General features: G+C 50.6%; 19 protein-coding genes. 1 reads left to right on the forward strand and 18 read right to left on the reverse strand.

Annotated features, from left to right (window positions below; translation table 11 throughout):
• Positions 1-14 precede the first annotated feature (14 nt).
• The 18 genes from PAHA3_RS27860 to PAHA3_RS27945 all read right to left on the reverse strand — a co-directional run bounded on the left by PAHA3_RS27860 (position 15) and on the right by PAHA3_RS27945 (position 20,265).
• Positions 15-875 carry a hypothetical protein gene (locus tag PAHA3_RS27860; protein WP_062837888.1) on the reverse strand — a complete coding sequence of 287 codons (861 nt, stop codon included), beginning with the start codon at positions 873-875 and terminating at the stop codon, positions 15-17.
• A gap of 292 nt (positions 876-1,167) precedes the next feature.
• Positions 1,168-2,394 carry an amidohydrolase gene (locus PAHA3_RS27865; protein WP_235599587.1) on the reverse strand — a complete coding sequence of 409 codons (1,227 nt, stop codon included), beginning with the start codon at positions 2,392-2,394 and terminating at the stop codon, positions 1,168-1,170.
• 39 nt (positions 2,395-2,433) lie between these two features.
• Positions 2,434-3,495, reverse strand: coding sequence for an LLM class flavin-dependent oxidoreductase (locus PAHA3_RS27870; RefSeq protein WP_062837889.1), 1,062 nt, complete (start codon positions 3,493-3,495; stop codon positions 2,434-2,436).
• 240 nt (positions 3,496-3,735) lie between these two features.
• The gene (locus tag PAHA3_RS27875) at positions 3,736-4,608 is read right to left on the reverse strand and encodes a LysR family transcriptional regulator (RefSeq protein WP_062837890.1); all 873 of its coding nucleotides are present in this window, start codon (positions 4,606-4,608) and stop codon (positions 3,736-3,738) included.
• 69 nt (positions 4,609-4,677) lie between these two features.
• On the reverse strand, positions 4,678-5,226 hold the full coding sequence (gene ssuE / locus PAHA3_RS27880; RefSeq protein WP_062837891.1) for an NADPH-dependent FMN reductase: 549 nt from the start codon (positions 5,224-5,226) through the stop codon (positions 4,678-4,680).
• 123 nt (positions 5,227-5,349) lie between these two features.
• Positions 5,350-6,264: an ABC transporter permease gene (locus PAHA3_RS27885; protein WP_062837892.1), complete on the reverse strand. Its 915-nt coding sequence runs from the start codon at positions 6,262-6,264 to the stop codon at positions 5,350-5,352.
• 60 nt (positions 6,265-6,324) lie between these two features.
• Positions 6,325-7,257, reverse strand: coding sequence for an ABC transporter permease (locus PAHA3_RS27890; RefSeq protein ID WP_036605816.1), 933 nt, complete (start codon positions 7,255-7,257; stop codon positions 6,325-6,327).
• Between the two features lie 222 nt (positions 7,258-7,479).
• Complete coding sequence (locus PAHA3_RS27895) at positions 7,480-9,126, reverse strand: ABC transporter substrate-binding protein (protein ID WP_062837893.1); 1,647 nt, start codon at positions 9,124-9,126, stop codon at positions 7,480-7,482.
• 173 nt (positions 9,127-9,299) lie between these two features.
• Positions 9,300-10,643 carry an LLM class flavin-dependent oxidoreductase gene (locus tag PAHA3_RS27900; RefSeq protein ID WP_062837894.1) on the reverse strand — a complete coding sequence of 448 codons (1,344 nt, stop codon included), beginning with the start codon at positions 10,641-10,643 and terminating at the stop codon, positions 9,300-9,302.
• A gap of 322 nt (positions 10,644-10,965) precedes the next feature.
• Positions 10,966-11,244, reverse strand: coding sequence for a glutaredoxin family protein (locus tag PAHA3_RS27905; protein ID WP_036605813.1), 279 nt, complete (start codon positions 11,242-11,244; stop codon positions 10,966-10,968).
• Positions 11,245-11,445: 201 nt separating this feature from the next.
• The gene (locus PAHA3_RS27910; RefSeq protein ID WP_062837895.1) at positions 11,446-12,414 is read right to left on the reverse strand and encodes an aminoglycoside phosphotransferase family protein; all 969 of its coding nucleotides are present in this window, start codon (positions 12,412-12,414) and stop codon (positions 11,446-11,448) included.
• A gap of 192 nt (positions 12,415-12,606) precedes the next feature.
• Positions 12,607-14,286 (reverse strand): glycosyltransferase family 2 protein, encoded by a 1,680-nt coding sequence (locus PAHA3_RS27915; RefSeq protein WP_062837896.1) that lies wholly within the window; start codon positions 14,284-14,286, stop codon positions 12,607-12,609.
• 67 nt (positions 14,287-14,353) lie between these two features.
• Complete coding sequence (locus PAHA3_RS31270) at positions 14,354-15,901, reverse strand: GT-D fold domain-containing protein (RefSeq protein WP_371327974.1); 1,548 nt, start codon at positions 15,899-15,901, stop codon at positions 14,354-14,356.
• Positions 15,902-15,906: 5 nt separating this feature from the next.
• On the reverse strand, positions 15,907-16,638 hold the full coding sequence (locus PAHA3_RS27925) for a sugar phosphate nucleotidyltransferase (protein ID WP_062837897.1): 732 nt from the start codon (positions 16,636-16,638) through the stop codon (positions 15,907-15,909).
• Positions 16,635-17,408 (reverse strand): glycosyltransferase family 2 protein, encoded by a 774-nt coding sequence (locus PAHA3_RS27930; protein WP_062837898.1) that lies wholly within the window; start codon positions 17,406-17,408, stop codon positions 16,635-16,637. The genes PAHA3_RS27925 and PAHA3_RS27930 overlap by 4 nt, the downstream gene beginning before the upstream one ends.
• The gene (locus tag PAHA3_RS27935) at positions 17,405-18,526 is read right to left on the reverse strand and encodes a glycosyltransferase family A protein (protein WP_235599588.1); all 1,122 of its coding nucleotides are present in this window, start codon (positions 18,524-18,526) and stop codon (positions 17,405-17,407) included. The genes PAHA3_RS27930 and PAHA3_RS27935 overlap by 4 nt, the downstream gene beginning before the upstream one ends.
• Before the next feature lie 41 nt (positions 18,527-18,567).
• On the reverse strand, positions 18,568-19,524 hold the full coding sequence (locus PAHA3_RS27940) for a glycosyltransferase family 2 protein (RefSeq protein ID WP_062837899.1): 957 nt from the start codon (positions 19,522-19,524) through the stop codon (positions 18,568-18,570).
• A 444-nt stretch (positions 19,525-19,968) separates the two neighbouring features.
• Positions 19,969-20,265, reverse strand: coding sequence for a hypothetical protein (locus PAHA3_RS27945; RefSeq protein ID WP_062837900.1), 297 nt, complete (start codon positions 20,263-20,265; stop codon positions 19,969-19,971).
• A gap of 39 nt (positions 20,266-20,304) precedes the next feature.
• On the opposite strand from PAHA3_RS27945, the gene PAHA3_RS27950 reads away from it, so the two are divergent.
• Positions 20,305-21,870 carry a M4 family metallopeptidase gene (locus PAHA3_RS27950; protein WP_062837901.1) on the forward strand — a complete coding sequence of 522 codons (1,566 nt, stop codon included), beginning with the start codon at positions 20,305-20,307 and terminating at the stop codon, positions 21,868-21,870.
• The last annotated feature ends 41 nt before the right edge of the window (positions 21,871-21,911 follow it).

Consider the following 21,911-nt stretch of genomic DNA (forward strand, 5'->3'; position numbering starts at 1 on the left):
ATGTATCAAGTACCTCATGCGTTTACTACGCTCCATTCTGCTGGAGTATCTATGAAGGCTTTGCCCTGTGCCACAATTCCAACAGATCCCTCAATCGTAATGCTCCCAAGTTCTGCGCCATTCCACTGGGCCGCCACTTTGATCGCACCACCAGGCTGCTTGATGTACTGCGTAATCTGCCTCTGCTGGCTCCATGCGAGATACGCTCCCACGGAGGCTGTACCCGAACCACACCCTCTCTCCCAAATCAGACTATCCAGCTCCGGAACATAGATGAGTGGGGCCATTTCTTCCGAGTGCGATTGATATAACAAGATACCGATCAGCTTATCTCCCAGGGTTAGTCCCAGTAACCTTGCAAGGGTCTGTGCCCTCTTTTTCATCGTATCGTCGAAGTCATCCACTTCAATCACGATATGGATGAACTCAGCGTACCGGATGATTACCATATCCAGCTCGATGCCTTCGTACCGGATTGTTCGCTGCTCAATCTGCTTCGGAACCGGCATGGTTACCTGGCAGTCATATTCATTCTGCTGTTTCTTCACATGGCACATGATCAATTGATCGGTTCCGGAAACCTCCAACACGATGTCCATCGATTCCTGTTGTGCCAGTCCTGCTTCAGATGCGTGGTGTGCTGCAAGTGCCATACAGGCATTGCCACAGAACTCTCCTCCGGCCATTTCCAGGCGGGCCACAGCTTCCGGTCTCCTCGTTGGTTCAATGAATCCCACTTGTTCAGCGTAAACGTTATCATACGACATTAGACGCGTTGCGATATGATTGTATTTCTCTGCTGCATGATCCGTTTTAACCAGAATCGTCATGTTTTGGGTGGGACTGAACTTGATAAAATCGATCTCCTGTTTCATCGCAGCAGCTACTCCTGTTCTTCATTTTTAACTAATAGTAATTATTACGATTAAAAGGTCGAGAAAAATATAGCACATCCTTTTGGGGACCGTCAACAAATATTTCCATTTAAAAAAATAAAATTTTCATAAACCCTTTAGCTGTCCATCCTATAAGAAAACTTAAACAGAGCTGACGCTTCTGCGCCAGCCCTAGCCATAATTCTGATAAGATTCAACAAAATTCGAAAAACGGTTGCCGCAGAACGGAACCGTTTCGATCTGGATATAATCGAGGCATTAACTGCGTCCCTCACTCCTGATGTGCTTGCACATTGTGCAGTGCCTGTTCAGCTAGTGCAGCCAGAAGATGTGCTCCCAGCGGCAGTGCCCTTTCATCCACATCAAAGCCAGGGTGATGCCACTCATTCGGGCCAGAGGTGCCCAAGAAGAGGAACAGGCCGGGAACTTCTTTTTGATAAAAAGAGAAGTCCTCTCCTGCCGGAGAAGGCAGAGGTCTGATGCTATTCAGCCCAATCTGACTTGCAACTTGCTCCGCCGCAGATGCCAAAGCTTCATCATTGACCACGGCAGGTGGTCCCTGAATCCAGCGAACCGTAGCACGTGTGCCATAGGCCGCCGCCACACCGGCTACCACCTGATTGAAACGCTCGCGAATTCGTGCGCGCACTTTCTCATCAAAGGTACGCACTGTGCCATCGAGTATCGCTTCATCGGGAATAACGTTCCAGGCTGTGCCGCTATGTAGCTTGGTGACGCTGATTACAGCACTCTCCTGTGCCCCCACATTGCGGCTCACAATGGCCTGTAGTGCCGTAACAATGTGGGCAGCAACCACAATCGGATCAATGCCTGCTTCCGGCACGGCTGCATGGGTGCCTACACCTTCCACTTTGACAACGAAACCGTCTGCTGCTGCCATCAACGCACCTTCCCGAATGCCCACCGTACCCACCTGGAGATCAGGTTTGTTATGCAACCCGAATACGGCCCGAACATCGGATAATGCGCCGCTCTGGATCACTTGCCGAGCACCCGTTGCTTTTTCCTCCGATGGCTGGAATATCAAGCGTACTTTCCCAGGGAGCGTGGACTCGCGCTGTTTCAGTAATCGTGCAGCACCGATCAGAATCGCCGTGTGTGCGTCATGTCCGCAAGCGTGCATCTTTCCATCTACCTGGGAGGCAAAATCCAGTTTCGTCTCTTCCTGAATGGGCAGCGCATCAATGTCCGCTCTTAGGGCAACCACAGGTCCGTCCCCTTGACCTACTTCAGCGACGAGCCCTGTCCGCAGCACATATTCGTCTGCAATACGGACGCCTTCCTCTTCCAGCCAGCTGCGAATAGAAGCTGTCGTCTCCCTTTCCTCACCGGACAATTCCGGGTTACGATGCAGGTGTCGCCGAATGGTGATTAAACGTTCCGCGAATTCTTCCGCCCGTTCACCATGAAGCTCATGCTCGGGGCCCTGTACTTGTTGCTCAGCCTGCTGTTTGGGCTGTTCCAGATCACTTTTCATCTCATGGCCTCCCATTCGTATATATTCATTGCCCTAATTCTATCCGATTGCTGCTTCCTGTTCCTTGGATTCCAGTGCAAATTCACTAAGCCCCTGCTCTGCCAAAATTTCACGCAACAATTCAAATGAACGAATTCGTTTGGCAAAGTCCCGTGTAGCTGTAGTCACAATGAACTCTTCCACAGCAAAATCCTGCTGGAACTTCAGCAGTGCCTGACCTACCGTTGCTTTCGTGCCCCGGGTCACGCTTGGTTCAAGAATTTCAATTCGGTACTTTTCGTTGGATTGACGTCCGAATTCTTCCGCTTGTTCAACAGAACCGACCGTCAGCACTTTGCCACTCTCCATGTGAATTCTCACCAGCTTATGTTCACCCGCAAGCCCTTCCGCTTCTTCCTCACTCTCGGCCACAATTAGGGATAAAGCCAGTGCAGCGTAGGGCTCCCGTCCCTGGGAACGATCGAATTGTTCACGATATACACGGATGGCTTCAAGTGCTACCTCTATATTACTGTTAATGAACAGTGAAAAGACATAGGGAAGTCCCAGTTCCGCAGCCATGCCTGCACTATCAACACTGGCTCCAAGTACGTACAGCTCTGCTGGAATGTCGGACACAGGCGAAGCAGTGAGCCCCGCAAGTGCATGAGATGGATCTTCATGTGGTTCATTATGAATGTATCGCTTCACCTGAACAATTTTCTCTTTCAGGGATGCAGCTCCCTGAATACCTTCCTGCAATGCCTGTGTCGAACGAGGTAATCCCCCCGGCGCACGACCGATTCCCAAGTCAACTCTTCCTGGGCCGAGCGCTGCGAGTATATTGAAATTTTCGGCGACTTTATATGGGCTGTAATGCTGGAGCATCACCCCGCCAGAGCCCAGTCGAATCCGCTTCGTATGCGCAAGCAAGTGGGAGATGAGTACCTCTGGGGAGGAACCTGCAACATGCCCTGAATCATGGTGCTCCGATACCCAGAACCGATGGAATCCAAGCTGATCTGCCCGCTGTGCCAGCTCAATCGTGTGCCGAAAAGCATCCACCGCCGTTTCCCCTTCATAGATGGGGGTCTGATCCAAAATGCCAACACGAATACTCATTTCCTTCTCCTCCTTGATTGTGCTGAACCTATGTTCTTGAATCACTATTAAGTTGAACTGGAGATGTTACACTTTATCACTCCGACTGCAGTACCATCTTCCGATCACTCTTATCCCCAGATTTTCTTTACTCCCTTGGTTCAAGGGAAAAATCTGTTGATAAATGCGCACGCTTCGCTTCTTCAGATTGGTTCTGCACTCTCCGTTATGGTGTAAAAGTCAGATTCAACGTTAGACGCTCTATAACTGCCGCAGCAGTTCCCCGAAGGGCTCTGCCAATGGCGAATATTCTTCCTTTAATGTGACGACGCTGATCTGCAACGATACACCTGCCACCTCATGTACCTGAATGGGGAACAACTCCTGATTCTGCACTTCCTTCTTCACCGTGAGTCCCGGGAGAAAGGCAATGCCTGCCCCTTGCATAACCAGTTTCTTCGCCGTCTCCGAATTATCGACATGATATGTAATATTCGGCGGATGTTCCAGCGAGTCGAAAGCCCGGTGAATGCGAAGCCAGTCTAGTGAACCACATTCGAAAAAGACCAGTTGCTCATTCCGGATCGCTTCCATGCTGACATGCCCGCTCTCAATGAATGGATGTCCTTTGTACACATAGAGCTGGATCGGATCTTCATAAAAAGCAACCGTACGGATCGCAGGATGCATGACTTTGCGTACAAAGGCAAGATCAATCTCCTGACCAAGCAGTTTGGCAATCAGCTGATCCGTCGTTGCTGTCGTCAATTTGATGTTAATTTCGGGGTAAGCATCCTTAATCTTGGGTAGAAAATCGGGAATGACATAATTGGATACCGATACTGTACTACCGAGCCGAAGAGCATCCGGTGTGGATCGCCGTTGCTGAATCTTCTGCTTGCCCTTCTGAATCACTTGCAGCACTTGCTGCGCATATGGCAGGAATTTCCGACCTTCCTCTGTCAGCACAATTTGCTTGCCAAGCCGATCAAACAACTTGCAGCCCAGCTCCCTTTCCAGTGATTGAATGCGAGCTGTGACCGAAGGTTGGGACAAGAAGAGTACTTCGGCAGCTTTATTGAAGCTTCCATAATGATTGATATATACAAATGCTTCAATGTTCTCGATATTCATGAGTGCCTCCGTATCCACGTCCGCAGACGTTTGACCTTATATCTATTTAACCGATAAATTTACTCGGTTTTATGATATCTTAATCCCATCCTTTTCCAGTGTCAATATCAATTCGTCCAAGGAACGATCCAGGCGTGAAGTAATGTCCGCCGAGAGTATGAACTTTCCATCATCCAGTCGTTCAATCCCCTGATCCACAGCGTACACCCCACCCAGAATATGTCTTCCACCAAGGGCTGCCAGAACAGGCTTCAATGCATAATCAATAGCGAGTAGATGAGCAATGGAGCCACCAATGACGAGCGGGAGTGTCAACTTACCCCGTAGCCCCTCTTGCGGAATCAGATCCAGGAACAGCTTGAGCACGCCGGAGTACGATGCCTTGTATACCGGTGTAGCTACAATAACGGCATCCGCCGCTTCAACAACAGCCAGAGCATCACGAATAAATGAGCTGTCGAATCGGGCTTGCACCAGATCCTCAGCGGGCAGATCCACAACGTGAATAACTTCAACGGTGATGCCTGCCTCCGTTAATTTTTGGCTGCTGTAATCCGTCAGACCTGTCAAACGCGAACGTTTGGATGGTGATCCGGCAATAATGACAACATGTGACATAAATTTCTCCTCCTCAAGCGTAAACGGCTGTCGCCGTCCTCTGGTGGCACAGCTACCGTTTCGCAGTGAAATATAAAAATGGATAGGGTGAAACTTATAAATTCTTATCTTTTGGAATAGCGGTCAAGCCGCTCCTTTTACTTTGGGGTCCAACCGATCGCGAATATCGTCTCCAATCAGATTAACCGCCAGTACAAACAACGTGATCGCCAGCCCCGGGAACGTACAGATCCACCAAGCAACCGTCAGATAACCTCTACCTTGCGAGAGCAATGCGCCCCAATCCGGAATTTCCTTCAACACCCCAAGTCCCAGAAAGCTGAGTCCGGAGCCCGTCAGGATCGATGTTCCTACGCCAAGCGTAGCCATGACCAGCAAGGGTGACAACGAATGTGGCAGTACATGTTTCCAGAAAATACGGGTATTGGAACCGCCCAGTGAACGTGTCGCTGTAATGAAAGGCAGACCTTTAACAGATATGACCTGCCCACGCATCACCCGTGCGTACCCCGGAATCGAGGAAACCGCAACAGCCAGTGCAATATTCATCAGTCCTGGCCCGAGAGCAGCTGCAACAGACAACGCCAAGAGCACGCCGGGTACAGCCATCAGAATATCGACAGCCCGCATGGTGATGGTATCAACAATACCTCCGGCGTAACCGGAGATAATACCAAGCGCACTGCCAACAATGCCTCCCACAAGCACCGAAGCAAATCCAATGAGCAATGAATCCCTGCTTCCATGCACAACTACACTGAAGATATCTCTGCCAAAATAGTCCGTCCCGAACAGGTACGCAGCAGAGGGAGCCTGCAGAATGGCATCCGTCATCATCTGAGTTGGATCATAAGGAGCAATCCAGCCCGGCACAATCGCACATGCCACGGTAAACACGACTACCAGCAATGCTGCATAAAAGAATAATCGGGATACCGCGAGTGAAACGCGATAGCGCCAAGGGCGGCGATTCCACAGACGTATACGTCCTACGCCCGCCCATGCTTTTTTGTCACCAGCCAAAGGTTTCATGCTCATGAGCAACAACTCCTCCTTCCATACTCCGCGTCAGGACACTTCTGACGGTTCCAGTTGTAATCATGTTCGGACTGCACGCCGAACCCGGGGATCAATGTACGAATACGAGATGTCCACCAGCAAATTCAAGACCACATAGATAATGGATGTAAAGAAAACAACGCCTTGCACCACGGGCAGATCCTTGGCCATTAGCGCATCGGCAATAATCCGGCCGATTCCTTGTCTGGAGAAGACAGTCTCCACCACAACCGTTCCCGCAAGCAGATCACCGATCAGCATGCCAATTACCGTTACGGCAGGGATCAGCGCATTACGCAGCGCATGGCCATACATGATGGCGCGCTCGGAAAGTCCTTTTGCCCGTAACGCCACGATAAATGGTTCATTGATCACTTCCAGCATGCTGTTACGCACCATCCGTACGATAAATCCTGCACCCACGAGACCCAGCGTTGCTGCCGGAAGAACCAGTGAGCTGAACCCATCCGATCCCATCGCCGGGAACCAGCCAAGCTGTACCGAGAATAACAGGATGAGCAGTATCCCCGTCCAGAAGGTTGGCATGGAGATGCCAAACAGTCCAACGAGCCGGGCAACGAAATCAATCACGCCATTGCGATGAATTGCAGACAATACACCGAGTGTAATTCCAATCGTGATGGCAATGATTGAGCTGAGTGCGGTCAAAGCCAGTGTGGCTGGAAAATGCTCCAGTATTTTGGGCAGAACCGGATCCGAATTGATCATCGATTTACCGAAATCTCCACGCAGCATATCACCGAAATAGTTCGCAAACTGGATGTAAAACGGCTGATCCAGCCCAAGTTGAACCCGCAGATTCTCGATCATCTCCGGGGTAGCCGAGGACGGGTCCAGCATGAGCAGAACCGGATCACCCGGCAGAAGATACATGATGCAGTACACCAGCACCGAAGCTCCGAAAATAACCAGAAGCGATGTTGCGAGTCGTGACAGTATCGTTTGAACCATACCGGGATATCTCCTTCCTAAATCTGGATTGGCCGTTCCTATAGTGCGTGTTCAAAAAGACCAGTTTTCAGTACCGAGAAGATGGAATGAAGCTAGAAATGGAGTAGCGGAGCGTAGGAAACTACGTGAGCAACGGACATTTCGGCTGAATTTCATATTCGATGCTGATCATGCCATTAGGCATGACTCGTAATCAAAAGTGGACTTTTTGAACAACCTCTGTTAGGGCTGAATGCGGACGTCGTTAAAGAGTGGATACCCAAGTGAATCGAACTTGATGCCTTCGACCTTTTTGGATGCTGCGACGGTATAAGGGAATACATAGATCGGCAAAATTACCGCTTGCTCAATCAGGTATTGTTGAATCTGATTGTAGATCTCGACACGTTTATCCGCGTCACTCTCAACGGCTCCCTGCTCCAGCAGTTCATCAATCTTCGGATCAGACAAACCGGACAATGTCGGACGCTGACCCTCTGCACTCGTATGATAGAAGGCATACAATGCATTTGGATCGGAGTTAACCTGGCTGTTGCCATAGAGATCATAATCCCAGTTCTGATAGATGACCGTTGCGATGTCTTTTGTAATTTCCACTTCAACTGCGATGCCTACCTGCTTCAGCTGTTGCTGGATAATGGCGGCAATGTCGTTGCGTTTCTCCCGATTGGGCGAACCATCGACATAACGTAGGGTCAGTTTCTGGCCGTCTTTGGCACGAATGCCGTCAGCGCCCTTCACCCAGCCTTGTTCATCGAGCAGCTGATTGGCTTTGTTGATGTCCGGGTTAATGCTTCCTTCCAGCGATGCATCATAACCCAGAATTCCAGGAGACAGTGCAGACCACGCACGTTCGTAGTTACCCAGATACAATGTTTTGACAATCGATTCCACATCTACGGCGGATTGTACCGCCTGCCTTACTTTCACATCATCCCAAGGCGCTTTGCGCAGATTGAAAAAGAGTGTATATGGTAATCCCACCGTGTTAGCCTGTAACAGTTGCTGGTTCGGATCGTTTTTCAATGCAGCGATATTTTGCGGTGGAACGGTCTCGGCAGCGAGCACCTGACCACTTTGTACACTTCCGATGCGTGTCGCTTCTTCCGGTACAATTTTGAATGTGATCGTATCCACATGTGGCGCAGCTTTATTTTCAACCGTCTCAGGTCCCCAGTTGTAATCATTGTTCTTGGCAACGACGATATCCGCATTTTCATCCCATTTCACAAAGGTATACGGACCTGTGCCCACCGGATTTTTACCCAGCTGGTCGCCATATTTTTGGGCAGCTGTAGGAGACACGATCCCCAGAAGCGCCTGGCTCAAGTTGCCAAGAAAGGCTTGCGATGGCGATTCCAGATTCACCTTAATGGTATATTCATCAATGACCTCGGAGGAGCTATAGGGTCTAATCAGGGCAAGGGAATTGGCAGCTTTGGTAGCCGGATCAATCACCCGGTCCAGATTGTATTTCACGGCTTCCGCATTAAACGGTGTGCCATCGTGGAACTTCACGCCTTCACGCAGCTTGAACGTATAACTCTTGCCGTCCTCGGATACGCTCCATTCCGTGGCGAGCCACGGTTTGATGGAACCATCCGGCAACTGTACTACCAGATTGTCATAGATCGTGCGAATAGCACGTACAGCCACGGCAAGACCACTGCGATGAGGGTCAAGTGAATCCGGCGATGTAGCGAGGGCAAAGGTTAAGTTGCCCCCTTCCGCTGACCCGGCCTGATCCCCGCCCGAAGCCTGAGCTGCACCGTTCGTGCTGCCTCCCGCCGCAGCTCCGCAACCGGATAATACCATCACCAATACTGCTGCCAATGCCATATATTTCATCCATGAGATAGACCTGTTCATATCGCTTCCCCCTCTGTGTATACAGGTGTCATTAAATTAATGTTTATACCCAATACTTGATATTCCCTATGAGTTAAGTCGGTTTTAAGACAGTACAAAACGTAGTAAGTGACTTTATTACCGGTTGGAGAAAACAGCCAGACAAAATCAGATGCTCGTTCGCTCCCTATCCGTTATGCCAAATCAGATACGACTTGCTCCTTCGCAGCCGTATAACGGTTAACCGGAATTTGCACCCCAAGGTTACCTCGCAATGTATCGTGTTCATAGTCCGTACGATACAGGCCGCGTTCTTGCAGAATCGGAACAACGAGTTCCACAAAATCAGACAATCCACTTGGCAGCTCCGAAGCAATAATGAAGCCATCCGCCGCTTCTGTCTCGAACCATTCCTGAATCTTGTCAGCAACCTGCTCCGGTGTGCCCAGGAATTTGCTTCGCGGTGTTGCTGCCCGCAGAGCCACTTCACGCAACGTCAATCCTTGCTCCTTGGCATCCTTCTTGATCTTGTCCGTGCCACTGCGGAAACTGTTGCTTCCAATGCCATTCAGCTCCGGGAAAGGCTCATCCAGTGGATATTGGGAGAAATCATGATGTTCGAAGAAACGACCCAGGTAATCCAGTGCTTTGTCAATGGTGACCAAGCTTGCGATCTCCTGATATTTCTGTTCAGCTTCCTCTTCCGTCCGTCCAACAATAGGATTGATGCCTGGCAGAATGACAATATCCTGTGAAGAACGTCCATAGGAAGCCGCTCGTGTTTTGACATCCTTATAGAATGCCTGCGCATCTTCAATTGTATCGTGTCCAGTAAAGACAGCATCTGCTTCTTGTGCTGCCAGCGTTTTGCCATCTTCCGATGAACCTGCCTGGAAAATTACCGGCTGTCCTTGCCGTGAACGGGCAATATTAAGCGGACCTTGTACGGAGAAAAACTCTCCTTCATGATTAAGCGTGTGCAGTTTGGATGGGTCGAAGAATACACCGCTCTCTTTGTCTCTTACAAAGGCATCATCTTCCCAAGAGTCCCACAACCCTTTGGTTACCTGTAAATATTCCGCGGCAATTCGATAACGTTCCGGATGTGTAGGGTGACTGCTCTTACTGTAGTTCTTCGCTGTACCTTCGAGCGGAGAGGTTACTACGTTCCAGCCTGCACGGCCATCACTGATCTGATCGAGGGAACCGAACTGTCTGGCTACGGTGAAGGGATCACTATAGGATGTCGAGAGGGTACCCACCAGTCCAATCCGTGAAGTAACGGCAGCCAAGGCGGATAGAATACTGATCGGTTCGAAGCGATTCAGGAAATGGGGAATGGATTTCTCGGTAATATACAGACCGTCTGCGATAAAAACAAGATCGAACTTGCCTTCCTCCGCTTTCAGTGCCTGACGCTTGTAGAATCCAAAGTTGACGCTGGCATCCGACAGAACCTCCGGGTGTCTCCAAGTGGTATTGCTTCCTCCAACCCCATGAATAATGGCTCCAAATTTCAAACTGCGTTTCGCTGTCATGTTCACTCCGCCTTCCTTGGATTAAAATCTTCAAAAAAATGATCAAGGGCCAATCTGAACTGATTACGTATACGAATTAACTGAAAGTTAACTATTCCTATGAGTTTGGTTTGTTTTAATTTCACAAATCTTATCACTGCCCCGCAAAAGGGTCAACAGCGCGACTAATAGATTTTTTCTATATGTGTATTGAAGATGTGAATTAGAACCATTTACATCTCATCAAGCGTTGAGTTATGAACGTTCCAGCAGCTGCACAAATGCGATCTTGCATCATGCAGCAGCCGGAACGGCTTGCTCCAAAGGTATATATCGACTCCCGTTAGACCGCTGCCGCTTCGTCCGCTCGTGCCAGAAGTTCAGCCAGCTTCTCCAGATCAGGTTCCAGCAAGGCTTCAAACTTGCCGTCCCCTCCTACTTCAATGACAGGTACATGCCGAATGCCATATTTTGCTTCAAGTACATCTCGCAGCACGTCATTACCCTGCACTTCAATGTTCTCAAAAGGCTGGTTTCGCTCTGTCAGAAATGCTTTTACTTCCCCGCAAAAATGACAGCCTGTTTTGCTCCACAGCACGACTTTTTTGGTTGATGATGACATCGACATACCTCCTGGTTGGTTTTAAAATTAAGATCTGAGCGATGGATGACGAACGCCCTAGACCTTCAATTCCCATCTGTTAAATAAGAATTATGGCTATAAATGTACTCCTGCACCCTTCAGGCGTCAATGGATCTGCTAATAGAATAAACCTATAGCTAAATAGAAAGATTAAATTTTAAATTTGAAAGATGAATGATTTCACATCAATGATTCGCTATTGGCCCTCCAAACCTGTTCAAGAGCTTGTTTCGCTAATGTAGTGTAAAACTCGATCTGATCCGGACTTCGATCTATGGCCCACCTCAGGGTATCAAACGCTTTCAACAGCAAAACATACCTCGCTTGATTCAGTTCATGTTCCTGCTCTTGTACACTTGTCCCATAACCTTCTAAAAACGCTTTCAGTTCTTCGTTGTCAGGACCCTCTCCCCGTAGCTGGCATTGCAAGAGTTGAATGATATCCCCATACGGCGTGACGGTGACCTCCGCATTTCCCCAGTCCAGAAGGGTAATCTCTCCTGTCAAACTTACGATTGTATTCTTCAAAGAGAGATCGCCATGGCATAAGCCAAAGCGGAATTTTTGTATTTTCATTTGTTCGAATAATTGCCTTACGACCTGTGATTCCTCCATCGTCATCACACCAAGCTCGATCAGCGGGTCTTGCTCCGTCAGACTATTGATATTGTATTGCACATATCCTTGCCAGCTGCCATCTGATCCTGCATGCGGGGGAGAGTAAAATCGATCCTGTACAGAATTGTGCAGATCCCTTCCGAAACCTGTAACGGGGATGGCTTGCAAACGTTGGGTATACTCACCAAGTTTCCTCCAGATCATGGACGGGGGCACTGTCGTATCCAATCCGTCATCCCCTTCCACAACCGTTTGAATCATATAGGCATGTTCAGCGTTGACCCCAACGGATAATGTCTCTGGCCCAGGAATACCTGCACTCGTTGCTCGTTCAATGCACCATTTTTCTTTCAAAAAGGTGGGATATGTATCTGGATTATTCATCCGTACAATCACTTTATGACTTGCCGTTTCCACCAGGCAGACCTGATTAACAAAACCTTTACCGATGATATGGTGTGAGCATTTTACTTTTTCCTGTAGAAAATCACTGGCAATCTGTTCGGCTTGGTTGACTACAGAATTTTTCATCGTGCTTCCTCCCTCTCACTAATCATGATCCCAAGTTGGGCATGGCGATCATGGTGTTGGTCATAGTGTAAAAGGAAATCGTTGATCTTTCAATTATTCGGATGCGGAATGAGTCAGAGCGATTATACTGGATACCGCTACATCTTCCATTCCGCATCATGCTGCTGATCTGGACAAACAGATCGCCTGACATTACAGATCTGGGTTCAAGAGCTGAGGTGGGGCGATAATCGGCCAGCCTTCTTCCAGCGAATCCAGTTGGTCCGCAGATACGCTAACAATATGCCCGGAAAGCACGCCCCAACGTTCTGCGGCATAAACGGATACAAATCGTCTGCGCTTGCCTCCGCTAATCTGATATCGAATCTCGGGTGCATCCACTGCGGCAACAATACTTCCTTCTGCCCAGCCATTCGGAGAACCTTGAACCGCTGTCGTATGCACCTGATGTGACTCCAGCGGCCATCCTTGCACGTCCCCCGCTGATATCAGTGCTTCTCCGGCAGGAATGGCGAGCAGATCCGGTTTGGCAACCTGAACAGGAGATATTCCACGCGGTACAGGGATGTTCAACTTACGCCGCCGTCCGCCGGTTAAGGTATAGACATCGCCTTTGGCATCGGACAGGAACGATCCTTCCGGGTAGAAATCACTGCTGCGTCTGAACTGTAATGATGGATCTTGGCTACCCTGCGTTGAGATTCGCTGGCGCGGATCGATTGGGTTTGTATCTCTGTCCTCTTGTTGATCGGATGGGGTACCAGAGCTTTGTCGTTTCGCCATGCGGGTAGTTTCGGCAACCAGCGTATGAGGATCTCCCCACTTTTGGCTATAAAACTGCTCGTTATCCTTGTTCACTACAGCAAAGTCCTGCTCACCCAAGGCTTTCATGCTGACACTTCCAAAGTGATGGATAAAGGCATCCCCCGCTACCGCAAGCTGGTATCCTGCCAGTTTCACCCGGATGATCCAGTCGTCATCTTCAAAATTACCCACGGCATACCCTTCATCCAAATAACCTACCCGCTCCAACAGTTCCCGTGAGAACAGCCAGCAGAATCCGACGAGTCGATCGGTCATTCGGTGTTTCTCTGCATCCGGACGATTATGTGTGCTGGCAAAAGACCACATATCCTCGACCTCACGGTACGGAACCTTAATTTGCTGATCCCCGCCAATATAGTTGGTCACCGGACCCACCACACCAATCTGTGGATCACTGGCAAGACAAGTCATCATATTATCCAGCCAGCCTGGAGTAACCAGCGTATCGTTGTTCAGTACGATAATATGTCGTCCTCTCGCCATCATCAGCCCATGATTGACACCTCCGGCAAACCCTCGGTTCTGATCCAGGGCAGCCACCCTCACCATGCCGCCTTTGCGGAGCATCGCCTCAGCAGTTCCATCCTTGGAGGCATTATCCACGACAATGATTTCGAAGGGGGCCGGGGTATGCTTTTCGATACTGGACACACATTGCAGCACATACTCCCGCTGATTGTACGTGGGAATAATGATGCTTACTCCTTCAAAAACAAGACCAAACGAGCTCTGTCCCTGGCGGACACCTTCGTCATAGCCTCTGTGATAACCCTGTTTGTAGAGCCTGGCGCCTTTGGCTGTGCGTTTACTTCTGCCCTTGCGTCTGGATTTCCGCGTTGAACGACTACCTGCTGCATGCAGAACTGCCATTTCAGGTCGCGAGACATCTTGCTGTGTGGCACGGCGGCCCGCTTTTTTGTCGCTGCTTAAGCTGCCATTCCGGTTGTGTTCACTACGGCTTTTGTCACGACGGGTGACGTTTCGAGCATCAGCCTTGTTGTTACGACCATGACGTCCTTCCCCGTGCTGTTGACCGGGTATACTCATGTTGCTCCCTCCATTTCCACTCGTCCGTGAGGCCAACGCGCACATGACCAGCCCCCGGACGGTCCACCTAGAGTTGAAGCTCTCCTGTTACCAGTTTGTCAGCCAGATGTCCAAAATCCAGGGCGACCTTGCCGAGTTCACCTGCAATTCGCCGACACAGAATGACCGCCGGAATGCCCGCCGCCACGAGAGCGATATCGAAAGCATGCTCTGCGGTTTGCTGCATCACCCTCGGAATATCCATGACTCCTGCCACTGAACCAATGATGCCTGTGACATGAATACCCCGGCTATGCAGCAGTGCCGCAAGCTCTTCAGCCTGGCTGCCTATGAGCAGAACTCGTCGCCCTTGCAGTACCGGCAGCACCAAGCCGGACTGATGCAGACTATAATTGATCGTGGAGCTGGTCAACTTCAGCCAGGACCAGTCGATCCCGAAGTGGCGCAATACCGGGAATAGCAGACCCTGGAACGTAGGCGCCCGCGAGATCGGGACGCCAACCCAGTCGGCGGCCTGAATGGCTTCCGCGAGCATCGCGCGGATGTCTGGGGTTGAGCATGGCACCCCTGCATAGGGCAGAAACGGTGCCAGCTCCTGCACTTCCTGGCCTGGCAGCACCGTATCGGCTGCCAGGGTGAGCAGTTCGCCATCTCCGAGGCGAACGACAGACAAGGGGCGCTGCGCATCCAGCGCCGCCGTGATGTGGCCAGCCATCTCATGAGGGCTGGCCAGCCGGGCCAGGCTGGGCGCGTATTGGCGGAATCCCGCCGCGATCAGATCTGCCGCCGCCACGGCAGGCAGAATGTGATCCGGCGGGATGTGCTGCGCCACCAGCGCCTCCCCGCCGGCGAATACGCCGTCGCGGTAGCCCTCGGCGTAGCCGCCGGGCACGGCCTGCGCCTGCACTGCGTGCTCCGCGGGCTGTGCAGGCGCAGGCAAGCCCTTCGCGCTGCCCGCATTCGCGTCGGCAGCGCCTTCCCGCCCCGCGGGAGCGACACCCTTCGGGAGTGTCGCTTGGCGCGGGGCGGGGCCAGCACCGCTGGCAGGCATCGCCTGTGGCGTGCTGGCTTGCGGTGCTGGCAGGGGCGCACGGCGCATCGCCGTGCGCTGCTTGGCGCGGGCAGCGGCACGCCGGCCCCGCGCTGGTGCAGCCCTGCGCCCAGCAGTGGCCTGGCGCAGGCCGGCTTTGCCTTTGCCGGTACGGCTGGCTCTGCCCGCATTGCTTCCGTTCGCAGGGCCAGCTTTGCCTGCTCTGCCCACAGCACTGCCCGTGCTGCCCGCTTTACCCGCACGGACCTTATGCGCTGCGCCTGCTGATGTACCCGCTTTGGTCGGGGTACTCCGTTTCCCAGACTTCACACCTCTGACTCCAGCGGGCCCTGTACCCGTCCCTGCCGGAGTGCCACTGCCCATGAATACCGCCGGGTGCGTGCCCCGCGGTTTACCTGACACTGAGGCCCCAGCGGACCCGATAGGTGTCGCTACTCTCACGCCATTTCCTCCTTTGGCATGCACGAGGATTGTCGCTGCGCAAAGCGCCGGAGCATCCTTCCAGCTCCGGCGCAGGGTGTTCTGCTCCCATGGGGCACCGCACAGCGGCAGCATCAGGCGCATATATTTTAGGGCAATTGTCCTTTCATGCGGACAGCTGCTTCCTGGAGCGAATCAAATGTACCTGCATCACTCCAGTATTTCTGCAAAATATCATATTCCAGTCCACCAGCAGACGCGTAGTGATTATTTACATCCGTGATTTCAAGCTCTCCGCGCGCAGACGGCGCGATGTTTTGAATCAGGTTAAATACGTGATCGTCATACATATATATGCCAGTTACACAATAAGAGGTCTTCGGCTGGCTTGGCTTCTCCTCAATGTACGAGATTCGCTCTGGATGCTGTGGATCAAAGACCGGCACCCCATAACGTCGAGCATCATCCACTTCTTTGAGCAGAACTCGCGCTGTACCAGCCGGTTGCTGCATGTAGCGGTCCACATAAGGCTTCAGATCGTCGCTGAAGAGATTATCCCCCAGAAGCACAACAAATTTTTCGCCAGGAAGGATAAAGGTCGTCGCCAGATCCAATGCTTCCGCAATCCCGCCTGCCTTTTCCTGAATGCGGTACGTCAGCTTGACCCCATGATCTGCTCCGCCACCAAGATACTCTGTATATAACCCGGCGGAATGTTTGTTAATGACAATCAATATTTCATCAATGCCTGCCTGGCGGAGCCTGTCGATGCCATACATAATCATCGGATGTTTACCGACTGGAAGCAGATGTTTATTAATGAGCCGGGTCAGAGGATACAGTCTAGTTCCTGTTCCGCCGGCAAGAATTACACCTTTCATTCCACATTCCCTCCTTCATCGGATATGTCCATATAGTCAAGCGGATCGACATGCCATTTGCTCATAAAAATCGAACGATTACGCTCAAGCAGCTGTTTCCACGCCACCGGATCTGTCTTCTGGAAGCTTGCACTTCCCTGATGATGCACGAGGACATCCCCGCATACCAGCAAGCGATAGCCTTGCAATCTTGCTCTATAACAATAATCGTCATCCTCATAGTGTCCCGGAGAGTACGCCTCGTCAAGCAGTCCAACCGATTCTATTACACTTCGTTTCATCAGCATGCACAGACCGACAATCCGGCGTACGTCCCTCCACCTTGAGGAATCCGCAACATTGTTGGAATCAGCCAATTCCTGAAAATGTTCCATGTTCCGAAACGCCAGTTCAATCTGCTGGATTCCGCTTGCATAATTCGTGACAGGACCTGTGATCCCAATACTTGGATCGCTGTGTATAGCTGTTCGCAGATTCTCCAGCCAACGAGACGTGACCGTAACATCATTGTTCAGCAGCAACAGCTCTTCCCCGCATGCTGCACGGAGTCCAGCGTTACACGCTGCCGGAAATCCCCGATTGTCCGGGAACCTGACAAAACGAATTCGCTCCAGTGCACAATATTCAGCGGTTCCATCCGTCGAACCGTTATCCACAACGATAATTTCGTATGACGCAGGATCTCCCGAGTATTGTCTGATGGCATCAATGCAGGGCCTGATCAGATCCAGCCCGTTGTACGTTGGGATAATTATACTGGTCAGGGTCATCTGGCGTTCCTCCTGTAGGCCACTTCGGCACGAGAGAGCGTATGTGCCTGGGCTGTATCCCAACCCCTATCCAGCCAGGTAGTCAGCGCCTCCAGGTGATCTCCGATGATCAATCTGGCGACGTCATTCCCACTCCCCGTGTTACCGGGGCGCAAACGATTGGAACGAATAACATCCACCTGACTTGGTGCCGATACGCTCAGCCCATGCTGAATGGCGAGGCTTTGTGCCTTAGGTGGAACGGCCAGTGATGCTGGCTTCACGGTCTGAATCATACGACGAGACAACGCATGGGGCACGGCTGTCATGGAATTGGAACCAAGATCTGCCCTGCCTAAGGTTCGGTTCAGATATGCTTTGATTCGGCTTACCTCATCCTGCCCTGCAAACGGAGGAAGCAAGGACGTCAGATTATTCAACGCCACATCCTGTCCCCGGTCCACCTCGAATAGAAATGGTGCAAGCTGTTCCGCCGATACGACCATATCCCCATCCACAAAAAGGATCGTCTCCGCATCCGTCATCTTGGCTCCCAGGGACCGCCCCACATCATGTCCTGCCCGATCCGGTTCATATACGAGCGTAATTCCCGGTTGCCTTAATACCTGCTTCAAACTGTCATCCGTCGTTCCATTCAGTACCACGATGATATCTGTCAGAGGCAAACGTTTGAGTTGCAACAGCACCTGCCCCAGTGTACGTTCCTCATTGCAGGCACAGACAACGGCAGCAGCCGAATGGCGAAGGGGTAGCGGAACGATCTGGCATGAATGTCCAGAAGTATGAGCATACCCTTGCATAAATGCCTTACCTGCGTTCAGCGCTACTTCTAGGTTGCTTAGCTCCGCAACGTTCACCGCGTATGCATTCCACGCGTGGCGCGCATGTTTTTCTGACGCTGCGTTGTCCGCCTTCGCCTCGCTTCCTGCAAGTTGCCCTGCTTTCCACATCAAACGCAGATCCACCAGGCCAGCTTTGGATCGGTTTCTGCTCGTTTTTGGAGTAATCGACTGTTTCTTGTTTCCATGACGCTTGTTGATACGGCTGCTTCCTGTCGTCGTTCGTCTTCGTCTATTTGTTGTCCGTCTGCGGTGGACAATTCCCGAACGTCCCTTCATTACCTCACCTCCAGCATGCTGCATCATCCGATGCGACATGCTTACCTCGCCAGGCTGCGAACACGTTGCAGATCGGTATGGCCTCCGCGGGGACCAAGCGTGTCCGTAATCCACCTGATTGCTGCCAGATGATCATTCAGCACCACTTGACTGAGCGGATCAGGCCCGCTTCGTTTCTTGATTCGAACGGCATTCAATCTGCCCACAGGTACGTGATGAACAGCGCGTACCCGGAGTCCGCCAATCACTGCTTTCGCTTGTGCGAGCGGCGGAACTTCCAGTGATGTTATTCCGATGACCTCAAGTCCATGACGGCTTAATGCATGCGGAATAGCAGTCATCGAAGCCCCTCGGAGATCGGATCTGGCGAGTATGCTGTTTAACATGTGTTTGGCCTCCACTACCGGATGAATGGGGCTGCGAGTTATCGGTCCATGGTAGTCGTTAAGTGCCACATCCGTTCCCTTCAGCACAGCCTGCACATAAGGTGCAAGGTGCTCGGCAGGGATTGCAATATCTGCATCAGTGAACAGCAATACCTGACCGCGTGCCGCCGCTGCACCTACTTTTCGTCCTCCATCATGCCCCAATGCTTCGGCATAAGTGAGTACTCGTGCCCCTGCACGTTTAGCTGCGTTAGCTGTACCATCTGTTGAACCATTAACAACCACAAGCACTTCAGCGTCACGACATATCCGCAGCGCTTCCCGAACGACGGCCCCAATTGTTTTCTCCTCATTCATGGCAGGGATAATGACCGAGAGCATAGGCCGCTGAGAATCGTCCCCATGCGGAGAGGTATCTCTTATGCCATTTTCGGCTTCATTCTTGGTCCCATCCTTTGCCTGTAGCATCTGCTGCTTGGGTGGAATAACGAACATATAGGCCTTTGTACCCTTTTTCTGTCCAGACTTCAAACCTCGTTTCTTCAGCACTGTTTTTCCGCGTCTCACTTTCGATTGCGTTGCAAAACGTGCTTTAGTACGGGTTTTACGCAACACTTTCACCTCCCGCATTCAATCATGAGCATGCCAAGGGAGTACACGTTATTCTATGTATTCGTGGAGCAGTGGAAACGGCGTATGTCCTTGCACCAAGCAGGTTCTCTCTGCGAATTAGGGGGGACAAGCCTTCCTTTTAGACAAAATACGTCAAAATATGCGAAAAACGCTACCTCTCCCCTACTTCAGACACAATTTTAGAAAAAAACCAAATTTGCATCTTTTCCAAAGTTTTACACTGTGATAATATACGATCCAAGCAGTTTTATTTACAAAAATAACCTTGTGAGGAACACAAGTTCCCAATCTTCTTCTTTAACTATTTATTGACCTTAGGTTAATTATTTAGTTATTGATGATGCATTTGCAAAACATGTTTAGTTGTTTGTGTTTCTGATCTTGAGAGGAGTGATGCTGTTCAAAACACACTGCCATTGTCATTTACGTAAACCCGGAATGAACAACCCAGTTTTCCGTGAACACACCTTCTACCTGCGCAATTGGACAACCCCCGGCTTCTGAAAGAGGAACACAATGGACGATTAAGCCTTCGGGCTGAACCGAATAAACGGTAATCCTTTGGGTTGTGTTGATCACTCCCCAAGCCAAGGCCCAACCGATTTTGTTCCAATCGTTTCTTGTCTCATTCCACGCTTCAGGTTCAGCCCCACGCTCCGCGCTGCCCAAGTTGCAGACGGAATCCCAACCGAGATTGGCATGATTATGAAATTGATTCATTTTTCCAAAAAAAATAAGTTTGAGAATGGAGAGTTTACTATGAAATTTGCCAAAGTTATGCCAACAATTCTTGGAGGAGCTCTTTTGCTCGCTTCCGTATCCTCTGCTACTGCAGCTCCAGTGTCTGATCAATCCATTCCACTTCAGGCCCCTTATGCCTCTGAGGAGGATATCCCATTGAGCAGTGGAACAGATGACACCATCTTCAATTACCTTGGACAACAGGAACAATTCCTGAATTCTGACGTGAGATCCCAGCTCAAAATTGTCAAAAGAAACACCGATACGGCTGGCGTAAGACACTTCCGTTTGAAACAGTATATTAAAGGTATCCCAGTCTATGGTGCAGAACAGACGATCCACCTGGACAAAACCGGAGCCGTGAGTTCCGCGCTTGGCGATCTGCCACCAATTGAAGAGCAAGCTATTCCGAATGATGGTGTAGCCGAGATCAGCGGAGAAGACGCGATCCGCATTGCAACCGAAGAAGCAACCTCCCGTATTGGAGAGCTTGGTGCAGCGGAAATCACACCTCAAGCTGAATTGAATATCTATCATCATGAAGAAGATGGTCAGACTTATCTGGTTTATATCACGGAAGTTAACGTTCTTGAACCTGCCCCTCTACGGACCAAGTATTTCGTAAACGCAGTGGATGGCAGTATCGTATCCCAGTTTGACCTCATTAACTTTGCTACTGGAACAGGTACGGGTGTGCTTGGTGATACCAAAACCCTGACAACCACCCAATCCGGCAGCACCTTCCAACTGAAAGATACCACTCGCGGTAATGGCATCCAAACGTACACGGCGAACAATGGCTCTTCGCTGCCAGGTACCCTGCTTACGGATTCAGATAATGTATGGACCGATCGTGCAGGTGTAGATGCTCATGCTTATGCTGCTGCCACGTATGATTTCTACAAAAACAAATTCAACCGTAACGGCATTAATGGTAACGGATTACTGATCAGATCCACTGTGCATTACGGCTCCAATTACAATAACGCCTTCTGGAACGGGGCACAGATTGTCTTTGGTGATGGAGACGGAACGACGTTCCGATCCCTGTCTGGTGATCTGGATGTTGTGGGTCATGAATTGACACATGGTGTTATTGAGTACACAGCCAATCTGGAATATCGCAATGAACCAGGTGCACTCAATGAAGCCTTTGCCGATATTTTCGGCAATACGATCCAAAGCAAAAACTGGCTGCTCGGTGATGATATCTACACACCTAACATTCCAGGAGATGCGCTTCGCTCCCTGTCCAACCCTACATTGTATGGTCAACCTGACAAATACAGTGATCGTTACACAGGTACACAGGACAACGGTGGTGTGCATATCAACAGTGGTATCATTAACAAAGCCTATTTCCTTGCAGCTCAAGGCGGAACACACAATGGTGTGACTGTTACTGGAATCGGCCGGGATAAAGCGATCCAAATTTTCTACAGCACATTGGTGAACTACCTGACGCCAACGTCCAAATTTGCAGCTGCCAAGACAGCTACCATTCAAGCTGCCAAAGATCTGTACGGAGCAACTTCCGCTGAAGCGACTGCCATTACCAAAGCGTATCAAGCTGTAGGCCTGTAAAACTTACTTTAATTCTTGTGGTTAAACTTATAATGAACTCA

Source organism: Paenibacillus amylolyticus (genome assembly GCF_001570725.1).
Classification (GTDB): domain Bacteria; phylum Bacillota; class Bacilli; order Paenibacillales; family Paenibacillaceae; genus Paenibacillus; species Paenibacillus amylolyticus_A.